At 65.1% G+C, this 26647-nt stretch carries 31 protein-coding genes; 24 read left to right on the forward strand and 7 right to left on the reverse strand.

From position 1 onward, the window contains the following. Window positions 1–592 precede the first annotated feature (592 nt). On the forward strand, window positions 593–1114 hold the full coding sequence (locus FJU11_RS12865; protein WP_235891022.1) for a fasciclin domain-containing protein: 522 nt from the start codon (window positions 593–595) through the stop codon (window positions 1112–1114). A 118-nt stretch (window positions 1115–1232) separates the two neighbouring features. Here the strand turns inward: FJU11_RS12865 and FJU11_RS12870 are convergent, their stop codons facing one another. After that, complete coding sequence (locus FJU11_RS12870; protein ID WP_141167470.1) at window positions 1233–2429, reverse strand: winged helix-turn-helix domain-containing protein; 1197 nt, start codon at window positions 2427–2429, stop codon at window positions 1233–1235. Between the two features lie 159 nt (window positions 2430–2588). Between FJU11_RS12870 and dapF the strand changes: the two genes are divergently transcribed. The 10 genes from dapF to leuC all read left to right on the forward strand — a co-directional run bounded on the left by dapF (window position 2589) and on the right by leuC (window position 11734). Next, on the forward strand, window positions 2589–3482 hold the full coding sequence (dapF, locus tag FJU11_RS12875; RefSeq protein ID WP_141167471.1) for a diaminopimelate epimerase: 894 nt from the start codon (window positions 2589–2591) through the stop codon (window positions 3480–3482). A gap of 4 nt (window positions 3483–3486) precedes the next feature. Beyond that, window positions 3487–4761: a tRNA (N(6)-L-threonylcarbamoyladenosine(37)-C(2))-methylthiotransferase MtaB gene (mtaB, locus tag FJU11_RS12880; RefSeq protein WP_141167500.1), complete on the forward strand. Its 1275-nt coding sequence runs from the start codon at window positions 3487–3489 to the stop codon at window positions 4759–4761. Between the two features lie 57 nt (window positions 4762–4818). Then, window positions 4819–6252, forward strand: a complete 1434-nt coding sequence (gene ftsY / locus FJU11_RS12885) for a signal recognition particle-docking protein FtsY (RefSeq protein WP_141167472.1) — start codon at window positions 4819–4821, stop codon at window positions 6250–6252. 131 nt (window positions 6253–6383) lie between these two features. Continuing rightward, a complete protein-coding gene (locus FJU11_RS12890) occupies window positions 6384–7034 on the forward strand; it encodes a septation protein A (protein WP_141167473.1) in 651 nt (216 codons plus the stop codon). Further along, window positions 7024–7674 carry a class I SAM-dependent methyltransferase gene (locus tag FJU11_RS12895; RefSeq protein WP_141167474.1) on the forward strand — a complete coding sequence of 217 codons (651 nt, stop codon included), beginning with the start codon at window positions 7024–7026 and terminating at the stop codon, window positions 7672–7674. Before FJU11_RS12890 ends, FJU11_RS12895 begins: the two co-directional genes overlap by 11 nt. 146 nt (window positions 7675–7820) lie before the next feature. Then, window positions 7821–8618 carry a transporter substrate-binding domain-containing protein gene (locus FJU11_RS12900; RefSeq protein ID WP_141167475.1) on the forward strand — a complete coding sequence of 266 codons (798 nt, stop codon included), beginning with the start codon at window positions 7821–7823 and terminating at the stop codon, window positions 8616–8618. A 127-nt stretch (window positions 8619–8745) separates the two neighbouring features. After that, complete coding sequence (locus FJU11_RS12905; RefSeq protein WP_141167476.1) at window positions 8746–9558, forward strand: amino acid ABC transporter permease; 813 nt, start codon at window positions 8746–8748, stop codon at window positions 9556–9558. Continuing rightward, window positions 9545–10027: a GNAT family N-acetyltransferase gene (locus FJU11_RS12910; protein WP_141167477.1), complete on the forward strand. Its 483-nt coding sequence runs from the start codon at window positions 9545–9547 to the stop codon at window positions 10025–10027. Before FJU11_RS12905 ends, FJU11_RS12910 begins: the two co-directional genes overlap by 14 nt. A 71-nt stretch (window positions 10028–10098) precedes the next feature. Beyond that, window positions 10099–10257 carry a hypothetical protein gene (locus FJU11_RS18350; RefSeq protein ID WP_181408177.1) on the forward strand — a complete coding sequence of 53 codons (159 nt, stop codon included), beginning with the start codon at window positions 10099–10101 and terminating at the stop codon, window positions 10255–10257. Window positions 10258–10321: 64 nt separating this feature from the next. Then, window positions 10322–11734 (forward strand): 3-isopropylmalate dehydratase large subunit, encoded by a 1413-nt coding sequence (gene leuC / locus FJU11_RS12915; RefSeq protein WP_141167478.1) that lies wholly within the window; start codon window positions 10322–10324, stop codon window positions 11732–11734. Between the two features lie 126 nt (window positions 11735–11860). On the opposite strand, the gene FJU11_RS12920 is transcribed toward leuC, so the two are convergent. After that, window positions 11861–12835 (reverse strand): YihY/virulence factor BrkB family protein, encoded by a 975-nt coding sequence (locus tag FJU11_RS12920; protein ID WP_235891020.1) that lies wholly within the window; start codon window positions 12833–12835, stop codon window positions 11861–11863. Between the two features lie 238 nt (window positions 12836–13073). Here FJU11_RS12920 and FJU11_RS12925 point away from each other — a divergent pair, with 238 nt between their 5' ends. The 3 genes from FJU11_RS12925 to ligD are packed head-to-tail and all read left to right on the forward strand — an operon-like array spanning window position 13074 to window position 16969. Then, the gene (locus FJU11_RS12925) at window positions 13074–13328 is read left to right on the forward strand and encodes a hypothetical protein (protein ID WP_141167480.1); all 255 of its coding nucleotides are present in this window, start codon (window positions 13074–13076) and stop codon (window positions 13326–13328) included. A 45-nt stretch (window positions 13329–13373) separates the two neighbouring features. Further along, window positions 13374–14366: a non-homologous end joining protein Ku gene (ku, locus tag FJU11_RS12930; RefSeq protein ID WP_141167481.1), complete on the forward strand. Its 993-nt coding sequence runs from the start codon at window positions 13374–13376 to the stop codon at window positions 14364–14366. 11 nt (window positions 14367–14377) lie between these two features. Then, complete coding sequence (gene ligD / locus FJU11_RS12935; RefSeq protein ID WP_141167482.1) at window positions 14378–16969, forward strand: DNA ligase D; 2592 nt, start codon at window positions 14378–14380, stop codon at window positions 16967–16969. Window positions 16970–17094: 125 nt separating this feature from the next. Here ligD and FJU11_RS12940 read toward each other — a convergent pair whose 3' ends face one another. Next, window positions 17095–17316: a ribbon-helix-helix domain-containing protein gene (locus FJU11_RS12940; RefSeq protein WP_141167483.1), complete on the reverse strand. Its 222-nt coding sequence runs from the start codon at window positions 17314–17316 to the stop codon at window positions 17095–17097. A 148-nt stretch (window positions 17317–17464) separates the two neighbouring features. Next, entirely contained in the window at window positions 17465–18058 is a 594-nt protein-coding gene (locus FJU11_RS12945) for a DNA-3-methyladenine glycosylase (RefSeq protein ID WP_141167484.1), read from the reverse strand. Between the two features lie 268 nt (window positions 18059–18326). On the opposite strand from FJU11_RS12945, the gene FJU11_RS12950 reads away from it, so the two are divergent. Together FJU11_RS12950 and FJU11_RS12955 are read left to right on the forward strand one after the other, a co-directional pair. Then, entirely contained in the window at window positions 18327–18611 is a 285-nt protein-coding gene (locus FJU11_RS12950) for a hypothetical protein (protein WP_141167485.1), read from the forward strand. Between the two features lie 265 nt (window positions 18612–18876). After that, entirely contained in the window at window positions 18877–19455 is a 579-nt protein-coding gene (locus FJU11_RS12955; RefSeq protein ID WP_181408178.1) for a BON domain-containing protein, read from the forward strand. 98 nt (window positions 19456–19553) lie between these two features. Here the strand turns inward: FJU11_RS12955 and FJU11_RS18355 are convergent, their stop codons facing one another. Then, window positions 19554–19724: a hypothetical protein gene (locus FJU11_RS18355; protein WP_181408179.1), complete on the reverse strand. Its 171-nt coding sequence runs from the start codon at window positions 19722–19724 to the stop codon at window positions 19554–19556. An 89-nt stretch (window positions 19725–19813) separates the two neighbouring features. Next, window positions 19814–20350 (reverse strand): hypothetical protein, encoded by a 537-nt coding sequence (locus FJU11_RS12960; RefSeq protein WP_141167487.1) that lies wholly within the window; start codon window positions 20348–20350, stop codon window positions 19814–19816. A gap of 285 nt (window positions 20351–20635) precedes the next feature. Between FJU11_RS12960 and sdhC the strand changes: the two genes are divergently transcribed. The 7 genes from sdhC to FJU11_RS12995 are packed head-to-tail and all read left to right on the forward strand — an operon-like array spanning window position 20636 to window position 25223. Continuing rightward, the gene (gene sdhC / locus FJU11_RS12965; protein ID WP_141167488.1) at window positions 20636–21028 is read left to right on the forward strand and encodes a succinate dehydrogenase, cytochrome b556 subunit; all 393 of its coding nucleotides are present in this window, start codon (window positions 20636–20638) and stop codon (window positions 21026–21028) included. A 13-nt stretch (window positions 21029–21041) separates the two neighbouring features. Next, the gene (sdhD, locus tag FJU11_RS12970) at window positions 21042–21422 is read left to right on the forward strand and encodes a succinate dehydrogenase, hydrophobic membrane anchor protein (protein ID WP_141167489.1); all 381 of its coding nucleotides are present in this window, start codon (window positions 21042–21044) and stop codon (window positions 21420–21422) included. Between the two features lie 7 nt (window positions 21423–21429). After that, window positions 21430–23298, forward strand: a complete 1869-nt coding sequence (gene sdhA / locus FJU11_RS12975; RefSeq protein ID WP_141167490.1) for a succinate dehydrogenase flavoprotein subunit — start codon at window positions 21430–21432, stop codon at window positions 23296–23298. Window positions 23299–23324: 26 nt separating this feature from the next. Continuing rightward, complete coding sequence (locus FJU11_RS12980; protein ID WP_141167491.1) at window positions 23325–23585, forward strand: hypothetical protein; 261 nt, start codon at window positions 23325–23327, stop codon at window positions 23583–23585. A gap of 7 nt (window positions 23586–23592) precedes the next feature. After that, the gene (locus FJU11_RS12985; protein ID WP_181408180.1) at window positions 23593–23982 is read left to right on the forward strand and encodes a type II toxin-antitoxin system VapC family toxin; all 390 of its coding nucleotides are present in this window, start codon (window positions 23593–23595) and stop codon (window positions 23980–23982) included. A 16-nt stretch (window positions 23983–23998) separates the two neighbouring features. Next, on the forward strand, window positions 23999–24778 hold the full coding sequence (locus FJU11_RS12990) for a succinate dehydrogenase iron-sulfur subunit (RefSeq protein ID WP_141167493.1): 780 nt from the start codon (window positions 23999–24001) through the stop codon (window positions 24776–24778). 37 nt (window positions 24779–24815) lie between these two features. Next, window positions 24816–25223, forward strand: a complete 408-nt coding sequence (locus FJU11_RS12995) for a VOC family protein (RefSeq protein WP_141167501.1) — start codon at window positions 24816–24818, stop codon at window positions 25221–25223. A 76-nt stretch (window positions 25224–25299) separates the two neighbouring features. Here the strand turns inward: FJU11_RS12995 and FJU11_RS13000 are convergent, their stop codons facing one another. Next, window positions 25300–25737 (reverse strand): OsmC family protein, encoded by a 438-nt coding sequence (locus FJU11_RS13000; protein ID WP_141167494.1) that lies wholly within the window; start codon window positions 25735–25737, stop codon window positions 25300–25302. 188 nt (window positions 25738–25925) lie between these two features. Here FJU11_RS13000 and msrA point away from each other — a divergent pair, with 188 nt between their 5' ends. Further along, the gene (msrA, locus tag FJU11_RS13005) at window positions 25926–26528 is read left to right on the forward strand and encodes a peptide-methionine (S)-S-oxide reductase MsrA (protein ID WP_141167495.1); all 603 of its coding nucleotides are present in this window, start codon (window positions 25926–25928) and stop codon (window positions 26526–26528) included. Window positions 26529–26647: the final 119 nt, after the last annotated feature.

Below are 26647 nucleotides of genomic sequence, written 5' to 3' on the forward strand. Positions count from 1 at the left end.
CGTCGCGACAGTATGGCGATTGCTTCCCGCAATGCAACATACGCTGATGCATACCTGCCTTGCGGCGCGTCTCTTCCGGGCGAAACCGCACCCGAACACTACCTAAGCGCGATCACTCTTCAGTGAATGTGAAACTTAATCAGCCGGGACCTCGTTTATCGCTGGCAGTCACACTGAACGCGTCACGACATGGAGGTTTTTCATGACCCGTAGAATTCTCACTGCTTCCGCCCTCGCCGCTTCGCTGATGCTCGGCACGTCCGCGCTCGCCTACGCACAATCCAGCAGCGGTTCCGGCCAGAGCGTCGAGAAGAAGTCGCAGACGATGCAGAGCGGCGAGCAGCAGCCCGAAGGCTCTTCCGGTACCGACACCAACGGAATGTCTTCGGAAGACATGAACGGCAGTTCGTCGGGCACCATGAACTCCGACGGTTCGTCCGGTACGATGAACTCGGACGACTCGAGCGGAACCATGAATTCCGATGACTCGAGCGGAACGATGAATTCCGACGATTCTTCCGGCACCATGAACTCCGACAGTTCGGACAAGATGAACTCCGACGATAGCTCGGGGTCCGGCACGTCCGGCTCGATGAACTCCGACAGCTCGATGAAGTCGGACGACAGCGCCGGCTCGGGCGACTCCGTCATGGTCGGCGGCGCACCGATGTCGCCAAGCAAGACCATTGTCGAGAATGCCTCCCAGGCCAACAATCTGACGACGCTCGTCAAGGCCGTGAAGGCCGCCGGCCTCGTCGACACACTTTCGGGTGACGGACCTTTCACCGTCTTCGCGCCGACCAACGCCGCCTTCAACAAGCTGCCGGACGGCACCGTTTCGAGCTTGATGGACAACACCGACAAGCTGAAGAAGATCCTAACCTACCACGTCGTTCCGGGCGATCTCGACGCCGCGACGCTGATGCAGAAGATCAAGGACGGCAACGGCTCCGCCAACCTGACGACGGTCGAGGGCGAGCCGCTGACGGCCAAGATGGACGGCAAGAAGCTCGTCATCATCGACAAGAAGGGCGGCGGCGCGGTCGTGCAGACGCCCGACGTCAAGCAGTCGAACGGCGTCGTGCACGTCATCGGCGCGGTGCTGATGCCGTAATCGCGTATCGTCGCGGCCGGTTCGACAATCGGCCTGGCGATCGGGCTCCCCACCTCGGCGGGGAGCCCTTTTTATTTCTCCGGTTCATGCCGGCTTTCCTGCAAGGCCTTCGATCTCTTCACGTCCGCCCGCGCCATTCCGGTTCGAAGGTGATGTCGGCGACCTTCGCAAGACGGGCCATTCGGACGAGTTCGCTTTCGAGCGCTCGGGAAAACGCCGCGGAATCCCGCACGCCCTTCTCGGGCCAGAAGCGGCGTACGATCAGCCGATCGGTCCGCCGGTCGGCCCGCATGTCGATGCGCCCGACGAGGCGATCGCCGCGCAGCACGGGGAAGACGTAATATCCGTATTCACGCTTGTGCTCGGGCACGAAGACCTCGATGCGATAGCGAAAGCCGAACAGGCGTTCGGCCCGCGCACGGTCCCTGAGCACGGGATCGAAGGGGCTGAGGATACGCAGCCGCCCCGGCGGTTCCGGCGTATCGCTGAGCCGGTCGAGCGTTTCGGGCAACGCGAAGGCTTCCCGCGTGCCGCGGCCACCCACCCCCTCGACGGCGACCGGAACGAGGCCGTCGCCGTTGCGCGTCATCCATTCCCCGACTTCGGCCGGCGAAAGCAGCCACCAGAATGCGGCGATCTCTCCGCGCGTCGCAAAACCGAGGCGTTCGAGCGCGCTGCGGCAGGCCCAGTCCACGAACGTCTCGCGATCCACCTTGGCCAGCCGATCCGCTTCGGGCACGACGCGCTCGGTCAGGTCGTAGACCTTCTGGAAGCCGTCGCGTCTGGCGATGGCGAGATCGCCGGTCCGCCAGAGATATTCGAGTGCGGTCTTGGATGGATGCCAGTCCCACCACCCCGTCGAGGCACCGGCGCGCCCCTCGAAGTCGCGCGTCATCAGCGGGCCTTCCGCTTCGATCCGCTTCAGTACGGCGTCGAGTTCGCCGTGATAGGCGGGATCGCGCCATTTCTCCCAACGCTGGTGCAGCCGCGCCTTTTCCCGCGCGAAGCGGTGGCGCCAGTAGCGAAAGAAGGCGCTCGGGATCACGGCTGCGTCGTGCGTCCAATTCTCGAAGAGCACGCCGTCGCGTTCGACCAGGCGGTGAAGCTGAACGGGCCGATAGGTCTGCCGGCGCGAGAAGAGAATGTGGTGGTGCGCACGGGCGACCGTGTTGATGCTGTCGACCTGGACGAAGCCGAGCTGGTGGATGAGCGCGGCGACATCGCCATCCGAAACGCTTCGGCCCGGAGCGGCCCCGAGGCCCTGCAGATCGAGAAAGCTCGCCCGGGCGAGACGGTTGGGAATCAGCGTCGACATGCCTTGAAGCCTAGCGTGCCCATACCGCACGGGGCTACCGCGATCCGTGCCGATATCGCCCGTAGCCGAATTTACGATCGCCGTCCGCGCCGCGGCGCCTCTGGCATTCGCGGGCCGTATCGGCCATATAGTCGGCGAAAGCGGTCTTGAGGAAAGACGATGACCACGCGTGTTCCCTTCGCGAAGATGAACGGTCTCGGCAACGCGATCCTCGTCGTCGACATGCGCGGACGTGACGATCGCGTCCTGCCCGAAGCGGCGGTGACGCTTGCAGCCGGTGCCGAGATGCATTTCGACCAGATCATGGCCGTCCACGATGCGCGCGCGGCGGGCACCGACGCCTTTATCGCCATCCTCAATGCCGACGGGTCGGAAGCCGGTGCGTGCGGCAACGGCACGCGTTGCGTCGTGCAGGCGCTCGCGGCCGAAACCGGCAAACGTGCGTTCACCTTCCAGACCGCAGGCGGCGTGCTGGACGCCAAGGAGCACGAGGACGGGACGATCTCCGTCGACATGGGCGTACCGGCTTTCGAGTGGGACCGGATCCCGCTTTCGGAAGAATTCCACGACACCACGCAGATCGAACTCCAGGTCGGGCCGATCGACGGGCCGGCGCACCATTCGCCGTCCGTCGCTTCCATGGGCAATCCGCACTGCGTCTTCTGGGTCGAGAACGACGTGTGGTCCTACGATCTCGACCGCTTCGGACCGCTGCTCGAACATCATCCGATCTTTCCCGAACGCGCCAACATCTCGATCGCGCGGGTGACGGGGGAACGCGCGCTCGATCTTCGCACCTGGGAACGTGGCGCCGGCCTGACGAAGGCCTGCGGCTCCGCGGCATGCGCGGCTGCCGTGCTTGCAAATCGTACCGGGCGCACCGGCCGGGACGTTACCGTGACGGTACCGGGCGGGTCGCTCGCCATCGAATGGCGCGAGGATGGCCACGTGATCATGACCGGTCCCGCGGAATGGGAGTTTTCCGGCCTTCTCGACCCCGCGAGCGGAGCCTGGGAACGCGAAGATGCCGCAGGCGAACGGGCTACGGGCTGAAGGCATGGGCGAGGTTTGCGTCAAGACCTTCGGCTGCCGCCTGAACGCCGTCGAGTCCGAAACGATCCGCGAGCATGCGAACGCCGCGGGCCTCGGCGATACGGTGATCGTCAACACCTGTGCCGTCACCGGCGAGGCGGTGCGCCAGGCGCGCCAGTCGATCCGCCGGGCCCGGCGCGCCGATGCGAATGCGCGCATCGTGGTGACCGGCTGCGCCGCGCAGACCCAGCCCGAAACCTTCGCCGCCATGCCGGAAGTCGACGCCGTGCTCGGCAATGCGGAAAAGCTTCTTGCGGAGAGCTATCGCGCCCTGCCGGATTTTGGCGTTTCGGCCGAGGAAAAGCTGCGCGTCAACGACATCATGGCCGTGACGGAGACCGCGCCACAGATGATCGAGGGGCTGGAGGGCCAGACACGCGCCTTCCTGCAGATACAGAACGGCTGCGACCATCGCTGCACCTTCTGCGTCATTCCCTATGGTCGGGGCAATTCGCGTTCCGTGCCGATGGGGGCCGTGGTCGACCAGGCCCACCGCCTCGCCGATGCCGGCTATCGCGAAATCGTGCTGACCGGTGTCGACGCGACGAGCTACGGCGCCGATCTGCCGGGCAAGCCGACGCTCGGCCGGCTTGCGCGCACGCTTCTCGATCAGGTGCCGGCGATCGCGCGGCTGCGCCTTTCCTCGATCGATTCCATCGAGGTCGACGACGACCTCATGCGGCTGATCGCCGACGAACCGCGCTTCATGCCCTATCTGCACCTTTCGCTGCAGCACGGCGACGATATGATCCTCAAGCGCATGAAGCGCCGCCATTCGCGCGCCGACGCCGTGCGGCTGACGGACGAGATCCGCCGCCTGCGCCCGGACGTCGCCTTCGGTGCCGATATCATCGCAGGCTTTCCGACGGAAACGGAGGCGATGTTCGAGAACGCGCTTTCGATCGTGGAAGACTGCGGCATCGCCTTCCTACACGCCTTTCCCTATAGCCCGCGCCCCGGCACGCCGGCGGCGCGCATGCCGCAGATCGACCGCAGGCTCGTCAAGGAACGCGCCGCCCGGCTGCGTGCGGTTGGCGAACGGGGCCTGAAGCGCCATCTTCATTCCATGGTCGGCCGCACCGCGACGCTGCTTGCCGAGCGCGGCGGCATCGCGCGCACGGAAAACTTCACCTCCGTGCGCCTGGCAAACGTCACGCCGGGTACGCTTGTCGCAAGGCGGCTGAGCGGCCATGATGGCCGATACCTGATCGCGTCACCGGCACGCGACGCCGCGGCCTGACCGCCCGCGCCCTGCGGCCCCGCCGCCCGAACGCCGGATCGAGAAAGACGAACACCGATGGCCAAGCCGTTCTTCAAGAAGTTCTTCTCCTTCGGCAGGAAGGATGCCGAGCCCGTCGATCCCCCGGAAGTCGAGGAAGCGTCCGAGGTACGCGGACAGACCGCCGCGACGGCCCCGGACGAGCCGACCCCCGGCCGCCCGAAACCGCAGCCCGACGTTCCCGACGAGCCCTCGCGTGAACCGAAGCCGGAGCAGCCCGCACCGCGACCGGACGTACCGGAAGAACCCGCGCCCGAACCGGATACGCCGGAACGGCCTGCGACGCCGGACATTCCCGATCATCCGGAGCCGCAGCCGGAGATACCGGAAGAGACGCCGGGCAGCCCGGGCATCTCGCCGCCGATCGATCCCGGCGTTCCACCCTCACCGCCCTCGCAACCCGAACCGCGTCTGGAGATGGCCGCTGCCGCGAACGCACCGGCTGCGACTACCTACGCGATGCCTGCCGGGCTTCGCATCGGCGCGCCTGCCGAGCAGGCCGAGCCCGAAGCTTCCGAGGCGGCCAGAAGCTCCTGGTTCCGGCGCATGCGCGAAGGGCTCTCGCGGACCTCTTCCCAGCTCACGGGGCAGATCTCGGGCATCTTCACCAAGCGCAAGCTCGACGAGGACACGCTACAGGACCTGGAGGACGTGCTCATTCAGGCCGATCTCGGCGTCGAGACGGCGATGCGCGTGACGGACAGCCTTGCCTCCGGCCGCTACGGCCGCGACATCGCACCGGCCGAAGTCTCCTCGATCATGGCCGGCGAGATCGAGAAGGTGCTGACGCCGGTGGCAAAGCCGCTCGAGCTCGACCTTTCCGTCAAGCCGCACGTCATCCTCGTCGTCGGCGTCAACGGGACCGGCAAGACGACGACGATCGGCAAGCTCGCCGCCAAGCTCACTCGTGGCGGCCTCACCGTCACGCTCGCCGCCGGCGATACCTTCCGCGCCGCGGCGATCGAGCAGCTCAGGATCTGGGGCGAGCGCACGGGGTCTCCGGTCGTATCATCCAAGCTCGGCGCGGATGCGGCCGGCCTCGCCTTCGACGCCTACGAGCAGGCCAAGCGCAACGGTTCCGACGTCGTCATCATCGATACCGCCGGCCGGCTGCAGAACAAGGCCGAGCTGATGAGCGAACTGGAAAAGATCGTCCGCGTGCTCGGCAAGCACGATCCCGACGCCCCGCACACCGTTCTTCAGACGCTCGACGCCACGACCGGGCAGAACGCCATGAACCAGGTGGAAATCTTCCGGAACGTCGCCGGCGTGAACGGCCTCGTCATGACCAAGCTCGACGGCACGGCGCGCGGCGGCATCCTCGTCGCGATCTCCGCCAAGCACAAGCTGCCGGTCTATTTCATCGGCGTCGGCGAGGGCATCGACGACCTGGAACCCTTCGAGGCGAAGGAGTTCGCCGGTGCCATTGCGGGCGTGCCGGAAGCTGCGTGACATCGCGCCGCGCGTCGCGGTCGGCCCCTGACGGCGCAACGTCCGCCGACGCCCGAATAGCGCCGCAATCGCCCCTTTTCACAGAGCTCGGCAGCTTCTATTGAGGTCCGGAACCTCAAGCACGGGATGCGATGACCGAAGAGACCTCGAACGAGTTCGCCACCAAGACCGAGCGCACCCAACCGGGCCTGAAGATGGCGCTGGAGCTCGGGCCGCTGCTCGTCTTCTTCTTCGCCAACACCAAGGGCGAATGGATCGCGAAGACCTTTCCCGCGCTGAACGTGCTGGGCGGGCCGATCTTCATCGCGACGGCAGCCTTCATGGCGGCGACGGCGATCTCGCTCGTCGCGTCCAAGATCATCATGAAGACGCTGCCGATCATGCCGCTCGTCTCGGGCGTCGTCGTCTTCGTCTTCGGCGCGCTGACGCTCTATCTGCACGACGCCGTCTTCATCAAGATGAAGCCGACGATCATCAACGCCATGTTCGGCCTCATCCTGCTCGGCGGGCTTGCCTTCGGCAAGTCGCTGCTCGGCTACGTCTTCGATTCCGCCTTCAAGCTCGACGCGGAAGGCTGGCGCAAGATGACGATCCGCTGGGGCGTCTTCTTCCTTTTCCTCGCCGCCCTGAACGAGGTGGTCTGGCGCAACGTCTCGACCGACACCTGGGTGCTCTTCAAGGTCTGGGGCACGATGCCGATCACCATCGTCTTCACCATGGCGCAGATGCCGCTCATCATACGCCACAGCATCCGCGAGCCGGAAGGCGACGGTGCCGGCTGATCTTCGCTCCTGCCGCGTCTGTGCGGAAGGCGAACCGCGGCCCTTCGCCAAGATCGACGGACGGCGCTACGTCCGCTGCCCGTCCTGCCTGGCGACGCTCGAGGAGCCTCCGCTGCCAACGCGCGAACAGGAACGCGCGGTCTACGCGAACCACGAGAACGACCCCGACGATCCACGCTACCGCGCCTTTCTCGCCCGCCTCGCAGATCCCCTCCTCGCACGCCTTCCGCCTGAAAGCGAAGTGCTCGACTATGGCTGCGGACCCGGCCCGGCACTCGCCGCGATGCTGCGCGAAGCCGGCCACCGGGTCGCACTCTACGATCCGTTCTTCTTCTCCGAGACCGCGCCGCTTTCGCAAACCTTCGACGCGGTGACGTGCACGGAAGCGGCCGAGCATTTCCATGACCCGGCCGCAGCCTTCTCGCTCATGATGGCATGCGTGCGCCCCGGCGGACTGCTGGCGATCATGACATGCTTCCAGACCGACGACGCGGCATTCGCCAACTGGCACTATCGCCGCGACCCGACGCATGTCGTCTTCTATCGCGCGGAGACGCTCGCCCGTTTGGCCGAACGGGCGGGATGGTCCATCGATATCCCTTGCAAGAATGTCGCCATCATGCAGCGGCCGCCGCGCTGAGCGTTGGACCGTCGGGAACGGCCGGCCCCGCCGGCCCGGGCCGGGTTGTCTTTTAGGATCCACTCGTGAAAGATCGTCGGCGACGTGACCGCTCGCCCGCAGGCGCGTGCGGACCATCCAGCCACCAGGGACACCCGCACGAAACGATGACCTTCCTCAAAGCCGCATTCGCCGTCGCGCTCGCTGCCGCCTCCGCTGCGCCGGCGCTCGCCGACTCCCTGCCCGATCTGAAGGGCCGTGACGTGACCGTCGTGACGGAAAACGCCTATCCGCCCCTGCAGTTCGTCGATCCGAAGACGGGCAAGCAGGTCGGCTGGGAGTACGATGCCGTCAACGAGATGGCGAAGCGGCTGAACTTCGACGCGCACTACCAGAACACCAGCTGGGACGCGATGATCCAGGCCGTCTCCTCTGGCCAGTACGACATGGGTATGGACGGCATCACCATCACCGACGAGCGCAAGCAGAAGGTCGCGTTCTCCAACCCCTACATGCACTCCGAATCCTTCATGCTGGTGCGTGCCGACGAGGATCGCTTCGACGATCCGAAGTCCTTCGCCAAGGACCAGGACCTGCTCATCGGCGCACAGCCGGGCACGACCAATTTCTACACCGCCGTCTACGACGTGCTCGACGGCAACGAGCAGAACCCGCGCATCAAGCTCTTCCAGACGTTCGGTGCCGAGGTTCAGGCGCTTCGCACCGGCGACGTGGACATGGTGCTGACCGACGGCACCGCAGGCCGCGGCTACGTGAAGGCGACCGATGGAGCCCTGAAGCTCATCGCCGACCATCCGCTCGGCAGCGAGGATTTCGGCTTCATCTTTCCGAAAGGATCGAAGCTGATCGCGCCGATCAATGCCGCGATCGCCCAGATGAAACAGGACGGCACCTTCGACAAGCTGACGAAGAAGTGGTTCCTGGACTACAAGATGGGCAATTAGCCCACTCGCCGGATCGAGCCTAGGGTGCGGGCTTTTGCCCGGCGGAAACAGGCATTTCCGCGCTTTCTCCCCTCCGTTTGCCCATCGTCCGCGACGGCAGCGCGCGACCGTCCTTCGGGGAAAATCGATGCCCGTACCGTCTTCCCTTCGTGGCCGCGAGTTTCCCTACTGGCTCGCAGCCGCCGTCGCTCTTGGCGTCTTCGCCGCGATCGTCATCGCATCGAGCGACCTTTACTCGCAGATCATCCTGATCTGTTCGAAGGGCGTGGCGATCACCGTGTTCGTCACGGCGGTAAGTTTCGCGCTCGCCTGTCTCGTGGGGCTCGTCTTCGCGGTCATGGCGCTTTCCGGCAGCCGGACGCTGCGGGAGGTCTCGCGCTTCTACGTCGAGATCATTCGCGGCGTGCCTATCCTCGTGCTCCTCTTTTATATCGCCTTCGTCGGGGCGCCAGCGCTCGTCACGGCCGTCAACTGGCTCGCAACGCCGGTCCGCGACACCGGTCTCGTCGGCGAACTGCGCACCCGCGACCTTTCCTTCCTGTGGCGGGCGATCATCGCGCTGACGATCGGCTATTCGGCCTTCATCGCGGAGGTCTTTCGCGCGGGCATCCTGGCCGTCGACCCGGGCCAGGTCGAAGCGGCGAACGCACTCGGACTGAAGCGCTGGCACCGCTTCCGCTTCGTCGTCATGCCGCAGGCGATCCGCACCATCCTGCCGCCGCTCGGCAACGACTTCGTGGCGATGGTGAAGGACTCCTCGCTCGTCTCCGTGCTCGGCGTCGCCGACCTCACGCAGATCGGCAAGGTCTACGCGTCGGGCTCGTTCCGCTTCTTCGAGACCTACTCGATCGTCGCCTATCTCTACCTGATCCTGACCGTCAGCCTCTCGCTCGCGCTGCGCGCGCTGGAACGACGCATGCGCCGCCATGCCGCCGGCTGATCCCGGGCGCGGCGCGCGCAAGCCGGCGATCCGGCTTGCCGAACCAGGCGATCTCGCGGCAATCCAGGCCATCGTGGAGCGGGCCTACACGCCCTATATCGCGCGCATGGGCCGCAAACCCGGCCCGATGCTCGACGATTACGGGGGCCTGATCGCGGCGGGACGCGTCAACGTCGCCACGATCGAGGGCGTCGCCGCCGGTTTCATCGTGCTCGTTCCCGAAGGCCGCACCCTGCTCCTCGACAACGTCGCCATCGATCCCGGACATCGCGGCACGGGCCTCGGTCGCCGCCTCCTTTCCTTCGCCGAAGAAACGGCACGCGCGAAGGGCTGTTCGCGCATTCGCCTCTACACCCACCAGACGATGACCGAGAACGTCGCGCTCTACACCCGCCTCGGCTATCGAGAGACGCACCGGGCAAGCGAACGCGGCTTCGCACGGATCTTCATGGCGAAAGACCTCGCATAGCACCGACCAAGTCCCCGCAGCGGTCGCGATGTGAATTGCCCAACCCTGCGAACACTGCTATCGAAAGCATCATGACATTCCACCCGATCATCGATGGATTGCGCTTTCGCGGACGCCTTCATGCCCGCTCGTCGCTGGCCTTTCTGCCGGTGCACGATCACAAGCGCCTGCCCGGCCGCTTCTTCGCGAAGCTTTCCGGCGCCGACGGCAGCTTCGCGCTCGCGCGCTGACGCGTGATCGGCTCCATCGCCGATCGACACGAGCCTTCCAGCGAACGCATTTTCGGAAAAGATCATGACCGACACACCCCGCACGCTCTACGACAAGATCTGGGACGATCACCTCGTCGACAGCCAGGACGACGGCACCTGCCTTCTCTACATCGACCGGCACCTCGTCCACGAAGTGACGAGCCCGCAGGCCTTCGAGGGCCTTCGCCTGACGGGGCGCTCCGTGCGCCAGCCGCAGAAGACGCTCGCCGTGGTCGACCACAACGTGCCGACGACGGCCGACCGCTACGAGGGCATCAAGAACGAGGAAAGCCGCATCCAGGTCGAGGCGCTGGCGAAGAACGCGCTCGATTTCGGTGTCGACTATTTCAACGAACGCGACGACCGGCAGGGTATCGTCCATATCGTCGGTCCGGAACAGGGCTTCACCCTGCCCGGCACGACCATCGTGTGCGGCGACAGCCATACCTCGACGCACGGCGCCTTCGGTGCGCTCGCCCACGGCATCGGCACGTCGGAGGTCGAGCACGTTCTCGCCACGCAGACGCTGATCCAGTCGAAGGCGAAGAACATGCTCGTCCAGGTGGATGGTACATTGCCGGAAGGCGTCGGCGCCAAGGACATCATCCTCGCCATCATCGGCGAGATCGGCACGGCCGGCGGCACGGGCCACGTCATCGAATATGCCGGCGAAGCCATCCGCTCGCTTTCGATGGAAGGGCGCATGACGATCTGCAACATGTCGATCGAAGGCGGTGCGCGCGCCGGGCTGATCGCCCCGGACGAGACGACCTACGCCTACCTCAAGGACCGCCCTCGTTCCCCGAAGGGCACGGCCTGGGACATGGCCGTCGGTTACTGGGAAGGGCTGAAGACGGACGAGGGTGCCGTCTACGACAAGGTCGTGCGCCTCGACGCGGCGAACCTGCCGCCGATCATCTCTTGGGGGTCTTCGCCCGAGGACGTGGTTTCGGTGACCGGCGAAGTGCCGAACCCCGACGATATCCAGCAGGAAGCCAAGCGCGCTTCGAAGTGGCGCGCGCTGAAATACATGGGCCTGACGCCGGGAACGAAGATGACGGACATCGCGCTCGACCGCGTCTTCATCGGCTCGTGCACGAACGGGCGGATCGAGGATCTGCGCGCCGCGGCGAAGGTCGTGGAAGGGCGCACCGTGGCCGAAGGCATCGACGCGATGGTGGTTCCCGGTTCCGGCCTTGTGAAGAAGCAGGCCGAGGAAGAAGGACTCGATGCGATCTTCAAGGCGGCCGGCTTCGAATGGCGCGAGCCGGGCTGTTCCATGTGCCTCGCCATGAACGACGACCGGCTGAAGCCGGAAGAGCGCTGCGCCTCCACCTCGAACCGCAACTTCGAAGGGCGGCAGGGCTTCAAGGGCCGCACACACCTCGTTTCGCCGTCGATGGCGGCGGCCGCGGCGATCGCCGGCCATTTCGTGGATATCCGCGAATGGCGCTGAGGCGCACATCCTTCCGATAAAGAAAAGGCCGTCGGCGGGAATACGCCGGCGGCCTTTTACCTTGCTCGATCGGTTGCGCCACTCGCCGCTTCCAACCGCACGATCACATCGCGAGGTGCCGACCGCTCACTGTTCGTTGGCGCTCGCGCCGAGGGTGTCGGCAGCCCGCGCGCCGCGTTCGCCCATCGGCTTGTCCTCGCCGATGGTCGAATCCATTCCCGTCTGGTGCTCCATCTCGGCGTTGATCTCGGCGCCGACGATGAGGATCACCAGCGAGATCCAGGTCCACATCAGGAAGCCGATCGCCGCACCCAGCGAGCCGTAGGTGGCGTTGTAGTTGGCGAAGCTCTGCAGGTACCAGGAAAAGGCGATCGAGGCGATGATCCACACGACCGTCGCAAGCACCGCTCCCGGCACCTGCCAGCGCCATTTCGCGCGGCGACGGCTCGGCCCGAAGCGGTAGATGATGGATATGCCGAAGGCGATGAAGATCAGCATCAGCGGCCAGCGGACGATGCGGATCAGGAGATCGGCGACGGTCGTCAGACGCAGGAAGGCGAGCAGCGCCGGGATCACGCCGACGACGACGATCAGGAGCGCGGCGATGATCATCGCGCCGAAGGTGAAGACGAAGCTCACGAGGTTGAGCCGGATGAAGCTGCGGTGCTCGCGCTCCTCGTAGGCGATGTTCATCGCGTCGAAGAGCGTCTTGATGCCGTTGTTCGCGCTCCACAGCGCGGCAAGCAGGCCGAAGACGAAGCCGAAGCTCAAGGCGTTGGAGTTCGCCGTCGCGAAGGCCTTCAACTGGCTGTTGATCAGGTCGAAGGCGGCCTCCGGCATCAGCCGCGAGAGGAAGGCGATGTGATCGGCGATCGTCGAAGGATCGGCGACCAGCCCGTAGAGCGAGACGAAGGCGGCAAGCGCCGGGAAGATCGCAAGCAGCAGGTAGAAGGTCGACCCGGCGGCGATCAGCATCACCCGGTCTTCGGATATTTTGGTGAACACGCGCCGTGCGATATCCCACCAGCCGAGCCTGGGAATGCGCTGGGGCCAGTAGGCTCTGCGGCCCCTGCCCTTTTCGGTCAGTCTCTGCCGATCCATGTCGGTAACCATAACAATCCGCCTGCGGCGCCGAGCCGCCTACATGGGTGATACTACAATAGGCGATCGCACGAATCGTTCCCGGCATTGTGCGCCGCACGCGGATGCGAACGTGGCGACAAGATGGCCCGGTTGCGCGTTTGTGATGTTGCGGGAAGTCCGATCGTCGCAGGCGCTGGAACGTCCGGCCCGACGTTTCGTTACCGTGAGCGAAGAAGAAAATCCGGGAAACGCAGGAATGGCCGAAAAACAAGTCGATCGCCGTGAGGCTCGTCAGGGCCGCAACGGTCCGCGCATGCTCATTGTTCTGGTCGCGGCGCTCGTTCTGGCCGCGATCGCATGGGGCATCGCGAACCTCTACTTCGACAGCGTCGAACCGCAGCGCAATTTCACGACGGACCAGGAATCGCACAGCAACGCGGAACAGCCGGCCAATCCGGTTCCCAACGGGGAGAACAAGCCTTCGGCTCAACCCCGAAACGACAACCAGTAGGCTCACGACCAGGCAGCGGGCCGAACGCAGCGAGGGATTTGCCGCATGGCAGCGCGTGCAGCATGGAAGGGACAGCTTCGTCTCTCCCTCGTTTCCATCCCCGTGGAACTCTACCCGGCGACGCGCCGCAGCGCGCATATCAGCTTTCGCCAGATCCACGAGCCTTCCGGCAAGCCGGTACACTATCAGTCGGTCGTGGACGGCGTGGGACCGATCGACAAGAGCGACATCGTCAAGGGCTACGAGGTGGAAAAGGGCGAGTACGTCCTTCTCGACCCGGAAGAGATCGACGCGATCAAGCTCGAGACGAAACGTACGCTCGAACTGGTGCAGTTCGTCTCCTCCGACGAGATCCCGCCGCTCTACTACGACAAGCCGTATTACCTCGTCCCGACCGACGAACTGGCCGAAGACGCCTACAGGGTCGTGCGCGACGCTCTGCGCGACAGCCGCAAGACCGGGCTCGGCCAGCTGACCCTGCGCGGGCAGGAATACCTTGCCGCCGTACGCCCGTGCGGAGACGGCCTGCTGCTCGAGACGCTGCACTACGCCGACGAGATCCGGAACGCCGACCCGATGTTTTCCGACATCACGCATCGGGAGCCCGACCAGGACCTCCTGAGCGTCGCGACGGAACTCATCGACAAGAAGACCGCGCCCTTCGACGCGAGCGTCTTCAAGGACCATTATTCCGTCGCCCTTCGCGACCTCGTCAAGCGCAAGACGGGCGACCGCAAGGCCAAGCGCGCCGAGACCGACGACGACGAAAAGCCGGAGAACCGGGGAGACAACGTCGTCGACCTGATGTCGGCACTGAAGAAGAGCCTGGAGGGATCCGGGGAAGACGACAACAAGCAGGGCGGCGGCAAGAAGACCGCTTCCGGCAAGGGCACGCGAAGCGGCGGCACGAAGAAGGCCGCCTCGTCCTCGACCAAGTCGTCCTCCGGCAAGTCTTCCTCGACGAAATCGTCGAAGGCGAAGAGTTCTTCCGGTTCGTCTAAATCCGCCGCCTCCGGATCCCGCAAGAAGTCGGCCTGAGGGAAGCCCCGATGGCAGGCAAGGCCGACCCGCTCGCCGAATACAAACGCCGCCGCGACTTCAGCCAGACGCGTGAGCCGAAGGGCAAGGCCGGCCGGAAACCGCCCGTGAAGGAGCGGCTCGCCTTTCTCGTCCAGAAGCACGACGCGACGAGGCTGCACTACGATTTCCGGCTCGAAAACGAAGGCGTGCTCCTGAGCTGGGCGGTGACGAAGGGACCGAGCGCGGACCCGGAAGACAAGCGGCTCGCCGTGCGCACCGAGGACCATCCGCTCGAATACGGCACCTTCGAGGGCACGATTCCGAAGGGCCAGTACGGCGGCGGTACGGTGATGCTGTGGGACACCGGATGGTGGGAACCGCTGCACGACCCGGCCGAGGGCATCGCCGAGGGAAAGCTGCACTTCATTCTTCACGGCGCACGCATGACGGGCGGCTGGGCGCTCGTGCGCATGCGTGCGCGCAAGGGGGAAAAGCGCGAGAACTGGCTCCTCGTGAAGGAGCGAGACGACGACGCCCGCGACGACGGCGATGCGCTGCTTTCCGAAAACGAGAAGAGCGTCGCGAGCGATCGCACGATGAAGGAGATCGCCGAGGAGAAGGGCGAGACGGCTCAAGGCAAACGCGTGAAGACCGCGAAGCGGACCGCCAGCACCCGTTCGGGGAAGCGGGCGAAGTCTTCCGGTCCACCGCGTTTCCAAAAGCCGCAACTCGCAACGCTCTACGACACCGCGCCCGAGGGCGCGGACTGGCTCCACGAGGTCAAGTTCGACGGTTACCGCGTACTGGCCGCCGTCGGCGGTGGCAAGACACGGTTCTTCACGCGCAACGGGCACGACTGGAGCGACAAGTTCGCCGTCCTGCAGGCACCTTTCGCGGAGATCGGTTGCGACGCGGCACTCGTCGACGGCGAGGTGACCGCGGCGTCGAAGACGGACAACTCGGACTTTTCCGCCCTGCAGAAGGTGCTGAAATCCGGCGCCGACCTGACCTTCCACGCATTCGACCTTCTTTCGCTCGACGGCGACGACTGGCGCGACAGCCCGCAGATCGAGCGCAAGGAACGGCTGCGCTCCCTGCTTTCCGACTTGCCGAAGGGGTCTGCCCTGCACTACAGCGACCATGTCCGCGGCCATGGGCCGGAGGTTCATACGCGCGTCTGCAAGGCGGGCGAGGAAGGCATCGTCTCCAAACGCGCCGATGCACCCTATCGCGGCGAACGCTCGAAGAACTGGCGCAAGGTGAAGTGCACGAAGCGCCAGGAATTCGTGATCGGCGGCTATTCGCCCTCCGACAAGAAGGCGCGCCCCTTCGCTTCGCTCCTCGTCGGCACCCACGAGGACGGTGCGCTTATCTATCGCGGACGGGTGGGAACGGGCTTCGACCAGGACCTGCTCGACGCGCTTTCCGCGCGCTTCGAAAAGCTTGCCCGCAAGACGATGCCCTTCGAGAGCGTGCCGAAGGAACGGGCGAAGGACGCACGATGGCTGACGCCCAGCCTCGTCGCCGAGATCGAGTTTACGGAATTCACCGACGACGGCCATGTTCGCCACGGCGCGTTCATCGGCCTGCGCGAGGACAAGGAGGCAAGCGACGTGACGCTCGAATCCAGGCCTTCACCGTCGCGCAAGAAGGCCGCATCGTCGCGCAAGAAAACCGGTGAAGCGAAGAAGGAAAAGACGCCGTCCACGGCCGAAAAGCTCGAACGCGCCGAGGGCGAGAGTGGCGACCGCATTCTCGGCGTGCGCATCTCGCACCCCGACCGGACGCTCTTCGAGGAACAGGGCGTCGCAAAGATCGATCTGGCACGCTACTACGCCGTAGTCGCCGAACGGATGCTCGCCCATGCCGCACGGCGGCCGCTTTCGCTCGTGCGCTGCCCGCAGGGGCCGCAAAAGGCCTGCTTCTTCCAGAAGCACGCGAGCGAAGGGTTTCCCGAGGCGATCCGCACGGTGCCGATCGCCGAGAAATCCGGCGAGAAGCAGGACTACCTCTACGTCGAAGACGGCAGCGGCCTCGTCTCCTGCGTACAGATGGGCACGCTCGAATTCCACGTATGGGGGTCTTCGATCGACAATCTCGAAAAGCCCGAACGCATGATCTTCGATCTCGATCCCGACGAGGGGCTCGGCTTCGCGAAGGTACGCGAAGCGGCATGGGACATGCGCGCGCGCCTATCCGACCTCGGCCTTCAATCCGTGGTGATGGCGACCGGCGGCAAGGGCCTTCACGTGATCGTACCGATCGAACGACGCGCCGGCTGGGACCGGATCAAGGCTTTCGCGCGCGGCTTTGCGACCGTCATGGCGAGCGAAGACCCCGAGCGCTACACGGCGACGATGTCGAAGGAAAAGCGCAAGGGTCGCATCTTCGTCGACTGGCTGCGCAATGAACGCGGCGCGACGGCGATCACGCCCTATTCCACCCGATCCCGGCCGGGCGCGCCGGTGGCGACGCCCCTCGCCTGGGAGGAACTGGACGATCTCGAAGCCGGCAACACCTTCACGGTACGCACCGTCATCGACCGGCTGGACGATGAACCATGGCCGCAGCCGCCGCGCCAGTCGGTCACCAAGGCCATGGAAAAGGCGGTTACCCGCTGAGTGCTGCGCTCGGGACCGCGCGATCAAGTGCTCTGCACCCTGATCGGATCAGGTCCAGCGCTCCGGCCCGTTATCTCGGGCATCGTCCGCGACGCCGGACCGGATCGGTCCGGCCGGACAATGCGCTACCCGTCGTTTGCCGAGTTCAGCGCTTCGGGCCGTGTACCGGCATCGTCGTGCGGGCCGTCGAAGCCGTTCTCGCGCAGCCAGCGCCGCAAGATCTCGCGAACGGCATGGGCATCGTCGCTCAGATGGCCGTTTTGCGACCGGAAGGCTTCGAGACGCGCGACGAGGTCGTCGTCGAGTTTCAGCGTGATGGTCTCGGCTTCGCTTCCGGATGCGCTCATCGATCTCGTCTCCCTGCGCGGCGCTACATAATGCGCCATTTCCTGTCCTCAACGACTATGGAGCGCAAACGCGATGCGGCGCGAGGCGGTTCCGCCGGATGCCGGTACCGGTGCCGGTCGGGTTGGCCTTTCGTATCGGACCGGGAGATCAGCGGAATGCGCGGCTGACGAAGCGCGTGCCGCGCAGGCCGAAACGCCAGGTGCGGTCGACGTCGCGAGTGATGCCGACACGCGGACCGGAGACGACGGACGGTGCGCTCAGGCCTTCCGCCAGCAGGAAGGGCGGCTGGTCGAGCGGCCGGCGGTCGTGTCCGCCATCGATGGCGAGCGCCTGGGTCAGCCGGCCCGGCCCGCTGCACAGCTTGCGTTCGTCCTCGACACCCCGGCGCGCATACATCGCCTCGATGCCCACGAGCGGCATGAGCGCACGCACCAGGACGGCACTTCCCGGTTCGGTCACCACGTTGAAGCACCAGTGCAGGCCGTAGGAACGGTAGACATAGGCATGCCCGGCAGGACCGAACATTGCCGAGTTGCGCGGCGTCACGCCGCCATAGCTGTGCGAGGCCGCGTCGTCGGGCGCATAGGCTTCCGTTTCGACGATGATGCCGCCCGCACCGTCGACCTCGAGCCACGCGCCGACGAGCGCGCGCGCGACGGTGACGGCGTCCCGCTCGTAGAACTCGGCGGTGAGACGGCGGCCCGGACCAGGCGGACCCTCCTCCGGTCGAAGTTGCGTCATCGCTATCCCCTCCTTCGCATGCGCGACGTGTTCCGGGCCGGCGCTTCGCTTCGACGGGCCCTCCCGTGCGGCATCGAAACGGCGATCCGCCGGCGGAAGGCCACGATGCGGAAGCTTCGAGGATAACGCGTCGTCGATGGTTTGGGGCTGTGGCCTCATGACGCTGCGGCGGGGCGCAGATCGCCGCGGATACGCCTTTAATCTTTGTTATTGCGGTTTTCACACCGCCGTGAGCGGATGGCCGATACGCTTGCAGGAAGGGAACCCCATGAGCGAGACACCGGTCGAAGAACTTCTTCGCCAGATTCACGATACCAATACACCCGACAAGTCACGATATGCGCGCGTGCGCACGCTCGCTCACCAGATCGGCGACGGTATCGCCGAACCCGCGACCGCCGAAAGCCTCACCGGCGCTTTCCGCGCCGCCTATCTCGACCTCCAGCTCGCCCTCCTGCGAAGCAGCGACGACTCCTCCCTCGACGGTTACAAACGCCAGTGCACGCAGGCCGTATCGCGCATGCACGCCGCCTCGCGCCGCGCACCCGCCTGATACGACGGCACCAGCCTCGTCCGTGAACTTTCTTTCGGCCGCCAAAGGCGTGACCGCCTCGACGTAAGTTCTCCAAGAGGATCGTCGCCTCGAAAGCGCCCGCCCGTCCACGTCCGCCCGTCCAAGCCCGCCCGGTCACGTCCCCCCGGTCACGTCCGCCAAGTGCGAACCATCATCGCCGCCGCGCGTTTGATGCCATGAGCGATCATTCCTGCCGCACGGTGCCGAACGGCCGATGCGGCGGCATCGAACAAGGAGACGACCCATGCGGTTTAGCGAGCGCGACAAGGCCCGGACGCAGCGCCAGGAAGAATACGAGGACTACACCGAACGCAACATCAACGGCGGCTGGCCGTACAGCGACGAGGCTGGCGCGCAGAGCGAGGCGCCGGGCAATCGTCCCTACGGCGATCTGGGTGCCAATTTCGACCGCGAACGCAACGACGGCATGCACGATGCCGCCGATCCGGTGCCCGATTCGACCGATCTGGAAACAGCCCCCGGCGGCGAGACGCCGGCCGAGCGCGACGACGCCATGCATGTCGCGCGTACGCCGAAACTCCGTGCACTCGGAGACCGCGGCGTCGCCGGCCACCGCGGCAAGGGCCCACGCGGCTATCGCCGCTCGGACGAACGCATCCGCGAGGACGTCAGCGATCTCCTGACCGAAGAGGCTCGCCTCGACCCGTCCGATCTCGACGTGACAGTCGAGGGCGGCCAGGTCCTGCTCGAAGGCCGCGTCTCGGAAGACGCCGAGCGCGAACTTGCCGAGACCCTCGCCTGGCAGGTCATCGGCGTCGCGCACGTCGAAAACAGCCTGACCGTTGGGCCGCCGGAGCTGTAAGACGGCGATAGGTCGAATCGAACGCATGATGCAAAAAGCCCCGCACGGATCGCGCGGGGCTTTTTGCATTGCAAGATATCACCGAGATCGAGTCGGACTCACTCGTTCTTGAGCTTGCGATCCTCCTTCGGATCGCCGGTGCGGGTCGGCTGGTTCACCGACGTCGGATCGCTCGCCGGAAACGTCTCGTCGAGGCCCTCTTCGAGTTCCTCTTCCTTCTTCTTCTGCGAAGCGTTTTCTTCAGCGTCGCGTTTGTTGTTTTCGCTCATCGAACACTCCATCGTTGTCGTACCATCAACGCGTCCGCATCGCTCGACGTTGCAGGCACGGTGCAAAAAAGACGTGGCGTCCGTTTCGATCAGGGGCGGATGATGCAAACCCCGTGCGACATCTCGCAGGCGTCGTTCATCGTGCGCTCGTCGACATGGACGATCCGCGCACTGCCGCCCGAGCCGAAGCGTTCGGCCAGTGACCGATCGTCACGGTCCGGATCGGAACCGACGATGACGGTGACGATCGGTATCGCATCCCTATCGAACCGGTTTCGCTTCGACGGCAGGATCGGAACCCGATCGGGAATGAGCGGCGAACGCACCTCCGGCAGGACGTCGTGGTCACGATCATGGTCGTACTCGACATAGCGCGCCACCGAATGCCCGAAGCGTCGGTGGTGAAAACGATGCCGACGACGCTCGCCGTGACGGCGATGGTCGCGACCGTCCGCGACGCTTGTCGATCGGCTGTCGGACACCCCGTCCCCATGGTGGCGATGCACGTCGTGGTGCCCATCGCGAACGTCGAAGCCATGGTCTCTCGCGACCGAAGCGGCAGGCGAGAAGGCAATGGCTGCGATGGAAACGGCCGCGGCGAGCCGGAACCGCGAAGCTTTGCGCATGAAACCTTATCCCTTGTCCCGGTCCGTCCGCCGCATACGGATCGTCTCGAACGACACATCGTGAACGCCGACCCTCGCACGAGCGATCGTTCGCACCGACATCAACCTTTCGTTAAGGTTAACGGTTCCCTCGGACGTTGCCGGTCGCTTTGTCCGGCGCGGAGCCGTAAAAGCCGGACGAGCACTTTGACGCGCTGCGAAGAGCGCACTAGAACCATTCCAAACAAAGCAGGCGTAACGCGCGCGAGGACGCGTTTGCGCCGAAGGAAAGGACGCCGGGGTTTCATGGCCGAAGTCAGCAAGAGCCGACCGATATCGCCGCATCTGACGATCTACCGCTTCAAGCCGACGATGTGGATGTCGATCGTTCACCGCATCACCGGCGGCGCACTCTACTTCGGCACGATCCTGATGGCCTGGTGGCTGGTCGCGACGGCGTCCGGCGAGGAAAGTTTCAACACCATGAACGCCGTCTATGGCTCGATCGTCGGCCAGATCGTGCTCTTCGGCTACACCTGGGCGCTGCTCCATCACATGATGGGTGGCATCCGGCACCTCGTCTGGGACACGATCCACGCCATCGAGAAGGAGCAGTCCACCAGGCTCGCCCAGGCGACGCTCGTCGCTTCGGTCTGCCTGACGCTTCTCGTCTGGATCATCGGCTATATCGTGCGCTGAAGGGGAACGCATCATGTCACTTCGTACACCGCTTTCGCGCGTTCGCGGTCTCGGCGCCAGCCGGGGCGGAACCGAACATTTCTGGCGCCAGCGCCTGACGGCCGTCGCCAACATCCCGCTTCTCGCCTTCTTCGTGATCTTCGTCATCGCCTATAACGGCGCCGACTACGAGACGCTGACCGGCGCGCTCGGGAACCCGATCGTCGCCGCGATCATGGGCCTCGTCATCATCTCCGGCCTGATCCATATGCGCATCGGCATGCAGGTGATCGTCGAGGACTATATCCACGAGGAATTCGCCAAGCTCGCGATCCTTATGCTCAACACGTTCTTCACGCTGATCATCGGTGCGCTCTGCCTGTTCGCCGTCATCAAGCTCGGTTTCGGAGGCTGATCCGATCATGGCAGACGCATCGAACACGAACGGCGCCGCTTCGAACGGCAAGGCGCCGAACGCCAACGGCAAGGCCTACGAAACCATCGACCACGCCTTCGACGTGATCGTCGTCGGTGCCGGCGGATCCGGCCTGCGCGCAACCCTCGGCATGGCCGAACAGGGCCTGAAGACGGCGTGTCTCACCAAGGTCTTCCCGACGCGCTCGCATACCGTCGCCGCGCAGGGCGGCATCGCCGCATCGCTGCAGAACATGACGCCCGACTGCTGGCAGTGGCACATGTACGACACGGTGAAGGGCTCCGACTGGCTCGGCGACGTCGACGCCATGCAGTACCTCGCCATGGAAGCGCCGAAGGCCGTCTACGAGCTCGAGCATTACGGCGTACCTTTCTCGCGCAACGAGGAAGGCAAGATCTACCAGCGCCCCTTCGGCGGCCACATGCAGAACTACGGCGAAGGCCCGGCCGTGCAGCGCACCTGCGCCGCCGCCGACCGCACAGGCCATGCAATCCTGCATACGCTCTACGGCCAGTCGCTCAGGAACAACGCCGAATTCTTTATCGAATACGTCGCGCTCGACCTCATCATGACGGACGGCGTGTGCACCGGCGTCGTCGCCTGGTGCCTCGACGACGGTACGATCCACCGTTTCGCGGCCAAGATGGTGGTGTTGGCGACCGGCGGCTACGGCCGCGCCTACTCCTCCGCGACGTCGGCGCACAGCTGCACCGGCGACGGCGGTGGCATGATCGCGCGCGCCGGCCTGCCGCTGCAGGACATGGAGTTCGTCCAGTTCCACCCGACCGGCATCTACGGTGCCGGCTGCCTCATCACCGAGGGCGCGCGCGGCGAAGGCGGCTACCTCGTCAATTCCGAGGGCGAGCGCTTCATGGAGCGCTATGCACCGTCGGCGAAGGATCTTGCCTCGCGCGACGTCGTCTCGCGCTGCATGACGATCGAAATCCGCGAAGGTCGCGGCGTCGGCAAGAACAAGGACCACATCTACCTGCACCTCGACCACCTCGATCCGGCGGTGCTCGCCGAACGCCTGCCCGGCATCTCGGAGTCCGCGCAGATCTTCGCCGGCGTCGACCTGACGCGCGAGCCGATCCCTGTGCTGCCGACCGTGCACTACAACATGGGCGGTATCCCGACGAACTACTGGGGCGAGGTGCTGAACCCGACGAAGGAGAATCCAGATGCCGTCGCGCCGGGCCTGATGGCCGTCGGTGAGGCGGGCTGCGCCTCCGTCCACGGTTCCAACCGGCTCGGTTCCAATTCGCTGATCGACCTCGTCGTCTTCGGCCGGGCCGCAGCGATCCGCGCCGGCGAGGTCATGGACCGCGCCGCCAAGATCCCGCCGATCAACGAGGCCGCCTGCGAGAAGATCATGGAGCGCTTCGATCGGCTGCGCCACGCCAACGGCTCGCGCCCGACCGCCCATATGCGCGAGGCGATGCAGACGATCATGCAGGAGGACGCCGCCGTCTTCCGTACGCAGGAATCGCTGGAACAGGGCTGCGAGCGCATGACGGCGCTCTGGAAGGAGATGCCGGACATCAAGGTCACCGACCGCTCGATGATCTGGAACTCCGACCTCGTCGAAACGCTCGAATACGAAAACCTGATGGCGAACGCGCTCGCCACCGTCATCGGCGCCGAAGCCCGCAAGGAAAGCCGCGGCGCCCATGCGCGCGAGGACTACAAGGACGGTCCCTTCGACGGTCGAAACGACGAGGAATGGCGCGTCCACACGCTGGCATGGGTTGCCGACGACGGCGACGTGAAGCTTGATTACCGGCCCGTGCATACCGACCTTCTGGCGGAAGGCATCGACCCGAAGAAGATCGAGCCGAAGGCGCGGGTGTACTGACAAGGGAAGGGGCGAGGAGAACGACAATGGGCGAACTCAGGATAGAACTGGACGACACCGAACTCGTTCGGACACTCGAGGATCTCGCTTCGCATCACGGGCAAACGGTCGAAGCGGAATTACGATCACTGATCGAGAACGCGGCCGCCGAACATCGCAAACGGGCAGAACGCGTTCGCCGCGCGCGTGAGATCAGCGCCATGACGCCGAAGGACATCGAGCAATCGGACTCGGTCGAGACCATCCGCCAGATGCGCGAAGAGCGGGATCGTCAACTTGGTCGTTGATGCCTCCGTGGCCGTCAAGTGGTTCGTCGAGGAAGACAATCACGAGACGGCGAAGGCGCTCATCTATGACGTCGATGCCTGGATTGCGCCGGAGTTTCTCATGGTCGAGATCGGGAATGTCATGCGGACCCGGATGCGGGCCGGACTGACCGAGATGCGGCAGGCGCGGGATGGCATGGCTTTCGTGAACGAAACGGTCGATCGCTTCGTCGCGGACGGCGAACTCGTCCGAGCCGCCTTCGAGATCGCGATCGATCTCGATCATTCGTTGTACGACTGTCTCTACGTCGCCTGTGCAAGGCGAGAGAACACGCAGATGATAACCGCCGATCGACGCCTGATCGCGAAAGCGGCCGGCAGCCCCTATGCGGGCGACGTCCGGGCGCTGGCGGCCTGACTGGAGCAGATGGAAGATGGTTGAACTCGCACTGCCGAAGAATTCCCGCATGTCGGAGGGCAAGGTCTGGCCGCGGCCGGACGGCGCCAACGACCTGAAGGAGTTCCGCGTCTATCGCTGGAGCCCCGACGACGACAAGGGGCCGACGATCGACACCTTCTTCGTCGATCGCGGCGATTGCGGACCGATGGTCCTCGACGGGCTCCTGTGGATCAAGAACCGGGTCGACCCGACGCTGACGCTGCGCCGTTCATGCCGGGAGGGCGTTTGCGGCTCCTGCGCGATGAACATCGACGGCACGAACTCGCTCGCCTGCACGACCGGCATGGACGAGGTCGACGGCGCAGTGAAGATCTATCCCCTGCCCCATCTTCCGGTGGTGAAGGACCTCGTGCCGGACCTGACGACGTTCTACGCCCAGCACCGCTCGATCGAGCCGTGGCTGAAGACCGTCTCGCCGACGCCGGCGACGGAGTGGCGGCAGACCCACGACGACCGCGCCAAGCTCGACGGGCTATACGAGTGCATCCTGTGCGCCTGCTGCTCGGCGTCCTGCCCGAGCTACTGGTGGAACGGCGAGCGCTATCTCGGACCCGCCGTGCTCCTGCAGGCCTATCGCTGGATCATCGACAGCCGCGACGAGGCGACCGGCGACCGGCTGGACGACCTGGAAGATCCCTTCCGGCTCTATCGCTGCCACACCATCATGAACTGCGCGCAGACCTGCCCGAAGGGTCTGAACCCGGCGAAGGCGATCGCGGAAATCAAGAAGATGATGGTCGAACGGCGCGTGTAACTTCACGGTGCCCGAAGAAAGTGCCAGCGAGCCGGCAATACGCGGACTGAACCACGTCACGCTGGCGGTCGCCGATCTGACACGGTCGCTCGCCTTCTACCGCGACCTTCTGGGCATGCGTCTTCGTGCCTTATGGGACGACGGAGCGTATCTCGAAGCCGGTTCGCTGTGGCTCTGCCTATCGTATGATGCAGCGGCCGGGCCGCGCGCCGACTACACGCACATCGCGTTCGATGTGAGCGAGGCGGATCTCGCAGCGTTTGCCGAGCGCGCCAAAGACGCAAAGCGCGCCGTTCGTATCTGGAAGGACAATCGGTCCGAGGGCGCGTCGCTCTACCTGCTGGACCCGGACGGCCACAAGCTCGAACTGCATGTCGGCTTGCTGGAGAGCCGGCTGAGCCACTACCGGAACCATCCGAGCCCCGGACGCCGGATCTTCGATTGAGGGGCCGTAAGGCTCGCACTTCGGCGCACGATCCGGGCCGATCGTGTAGACCGGCCCGTTCTTTTCGCCGGTTCGTTCAGCCGAGCTTGGAATCCAGCGTGATCTCGATCGCGCCGAGAGCCTTGGAAACGGGGCAGCCTTCCTTGGCCTCGGTAACGATCTTCTGGAAATCGTCCTGCGAAATGCCCGGCACGTTGGCCGTCAGTTCGAGTGCGCTTTTCGGAATTTCGAAACCGCCGCCCGAAGCTTCCTGAACGCTGACCACGGCCTTCGCCTCCAGCCGCTCGGCGGGGGTGCCGTTTTCTGCCAGCATGTGCGAAAGCTGCATGGCGAAGCAGCCGGCATGCGCGGCCGCAAGCAGCTCTTCCGGGTTCGTGCCGGCGGTGCCGGACTCGTCCTCGAAGCGTGCCCTGAACGAATAGGGGGCGCTCTTCAGCGCGCCGCTCTGCGTGTCGAGCGTGCCCTTGCCGTCTGCGAGCGCACCCTGCCAGATCGCGGTAGCTTGCCTCTTCATGGAAGTTTCTCTCCTTTCGGGAATGCGTAATTGCAGCGTTGCGAAACTTAGGGCAACCGCGCACCGTGTAAAGCGAGAAGCCCGACATGGCCGGCGGCCCGCGCCGTCATCACGTGCTCGTGTCGCGCACGCGCGTTGAAACATCCGCCGATACCGATATCTCGTTCGTCAAATCAGGAGGTAACGCCATGACCCGTCTTTTCCTCGCACTCGCATTCGCGCTGGCAAGCGTGTGCACCCTGCCCGTCGCGGCGAACGCGGCGAGCGGCACCGCCATCTTCGCCGGCGGATGCTTCTGGTGCGTGGAGTCGGATTTCGACAAGGTGCCCGGCGTGACGTCCACGGTCTCGGGCTATATCGGCGGATCGATCCAGGATCCGACCTATCGCAACCATCCGGGCTTTCGCGAGGCGGAGAAGATCACCTTCGACCCGTCCAAGGTGTCCTACAAGCACCTCCTCGACGTCTATTGGCATTCGGTCGACCCGACCGATTCCGGCGGCCAGTTCTGCGACCGCGGCCACAGCTACACGACCGCGATCTATGCGACGACGGACGAGGAACTGAAGGAAGCCAAGGCGTCGAAGCAGCAGGCGCAGAAGGAACTCGGCAAGCCGATCGTCACGGAGGTGAAGAAGGCGCCGAAGTTCTGGAAGGCCGAGGACTATCACCAGGACTACTACCGCAAGAACCCCGAGCGCTACGAATATTATCGCAGTGCCTGCGGGCGCAATCGCGCCGTCGAGGCCGTATGGGGCAGTTCGGCCTATACGGGCATCGCCGGCCACTGAAGCGCTTCCGGATACGTCGAGCGCGACGCTTAGATGTGGAGCCTCAACAGGTTGTCCTGATCGAGACCGAGGCGGCTGATGGGCACGGTGTCGTTTATCCCGCCATGGGGACGGTGCCA

It is taken from the genome of Pararhizobium mangrovi (assembly GCF_006516965.1).
Lineage (GTDB): Bacteria > Pseudomonadota > Alphaproteobacteria > Rhizobiales > Rhizobiaceae > Pararhizobium_B > Pararhizobium_B mangrovi.

Bases quoted from the DNA above. Each gene is read 5' to 3' on its own strand.
- FJU11_RS12865 (WP_235891022.1), top strand. From the start codon at position 593: ATGAACTCCGACAGCTCGATGAAGTCGGACGACAGCGCCGGCTCGGGC.
- FJU11_RS12870 (WP_141167470.1), bottom strand. From the start codon at position 2,429: ATGTCGACGCTGATTCCCAACCGTCTCGCCCGGGCGAGCTTTCTCGAT.
- dapF (WP_141167471.1), top strand. From the start codon at position 2,589: ATGACCACGCGTGTTCCCTTCGCGAAGATGAACGGTCTCGGCAACGCG.
- mtaB (WP_141167500.1), top strand. From the start codon at position 3,487: ATGGGCGAGGTTTGCGTCAAGACCTTCGGCTGCCGCCTGAACGCCGTC.
- ftsY (WP_141167472.1), top strand. From the start codon at position 4,819: ATGGCCAAGCCGTTCTTCAAGAAGTTCTTCTCCTTCGGCAGGAAGGAT.
- FJU11_RS12890 (WP_141167473.1), top strand. From the start codon at position 6,384: ATGACCGAAGAGACCTCGAACGAGTTCGCCACCAAGACCGAGCGCACC.
- FJU11_RS12900 (WP_141167475.1), top strand. From the start codon at position 7,821: ATGACCTTCCTCAAAGCCGCATTCGCCGTCGCGCTCGCTGCCGCCTCC.
- FJU11_RS12905 (WP_141167476.1), top strand. From the start codon at position 8,746: ATGCCCGTACCGTCTTCCCTTCGTGGCCGCGAGTTTCCCTACTGGCTC.
- FJU11_RS12910 (WP_141167477.1), top strand. From the start codon at position 9,545: ATGCCGCCGGCTGATCCCGGGCGCGGCGCGCGCAAGCCGGCGATCCGG.
- FJU11_RS18350 (WP_181408177.1), top strand. From the start codon at position 10,099: ATGACATTCCACCCGATCATCGATGGATTGCGCTTTCGCGGACGCCTT.
- leuC (WP_141167478.1), top strand. From the start codon at position 10,322: ATGACCGACACACCCCGCACGCTCTACGACAAGATCTGGGACGATCAC.
- FJU11_RS12920 (WP_235891020.1), bottom strand. From the start codon at position 12,835: ATGGATCGGCAGAGACTGACCGAAAAGGGCAGGGGCCGCAGAGCCTAC.
- FJU11_RS12925 (WP_141167480.1), top strand. From the start codon at position 13,074: ATGGCCGAAAAACAAGTCGATCGCCGTGAGGCTCGTCAGGGCCGCAAC.
- ku (WP_141167481.1), top strand. From the start codon at position 13,374: ATGGCAGCGCGTGCAGCATGGAAGGGACAGCTTCGTCTCTCCCTCGTT.
- ligD (WP_141167482.1), top strand. From the start codon at position 14,378: ATGGCAGGCAAGGCCGACCCGCTCGCCGAATACAAACGCCGCCGCGAC.
- FJU11_RS12940 (WP_141167483.1), bottom strand. From the start codon at position 17,316: ATGAGCGCATCCGGAAGCGAAGCCGAGACCATCACGCTGAAACTCGAC.
- FJU11_RS12945 (WP_141167484.1), bottom strand. From the start codon at position 18,058: ATGACGCAACTTCGACCGGAGGAGGGTCCGCCTGGTCCGGGCCGCCGT.
- FJU11_RS12950 (WP_141167485.1), top strand. From the start codon at position 18,327: ATGAGCGAGACACCGGTCGAAGAACTTCTTCGCCAGATTCACGATACC.
- FJU11_RS12955 (WP_181408178.1), top strand. From the start codon at position 18,877: ATGCGGTTTAGCGAGCGCGACAAGGCCCGGACGCAGCGCCAGGAAGAA.
- FJU11_RS18355 (WP_181408179.1), bottom strand. From the start codon at position 19,724: ATGAGCGAAAACAACAAACGCGACGCTGAAGAAAACGCTTCGCAGAAG.
- FJU11_RS12960 (WP_141167487.1), bottom strand. From the start codon at position 20,350: ATGCGCAAAGCTTCGCGGTTCCGGCTCGCCGCGGCCGTTTCCATCGCA.
- sdhC (WP_141167488.1), top strand. From the start codon at position 20,636: ATGGCCGAAGTCAGCAAGAGCCGACCGATATCGCCGCATCTGACGATC.
- sdhD (WP_141167489.1), top strand. From the start codon at position 21,042: ATGTCACTTCGTACACCGCTTTCGCGCGTTCGCGGTCTCGGCGCCAGC.
- sdhA (WP_141167490.1), top strand. From the start codon at position 21,430: ATGGCAGACGCATCGAACACGAACGGCGCCGCTTCGAACGGCAAGGCG.
- FJU11_RS12980 (WP_141167491.1), top strand. From the start codon at position 23,325: ATGGGCGAACTCAGGATAGAACTGGACGACACCGAACTCGTTCGGACA.
- FJU11_RS12990 (WP_141167493.1), top strand. From the start codon at position 23,999: ATGGTTGAACTCGCACTGCCGAAGAATTCCCGCATGTCGGAGGGCAAG.
- FJU11_RS13000 (WP_141167494.1), bottom strand. From the start codon at position 25,737: ATGAAGAGGCAAGCTACCGCGATCTGGCAGGGTGCGCTCGCAGACGGC.
- msrA (WP_141167495.1), top strand. From the start codon at position 25,926: ATGACCCGTCTTTTCCTCGCACTCGCATTCGCGCTGGCAAGCGTGTGC.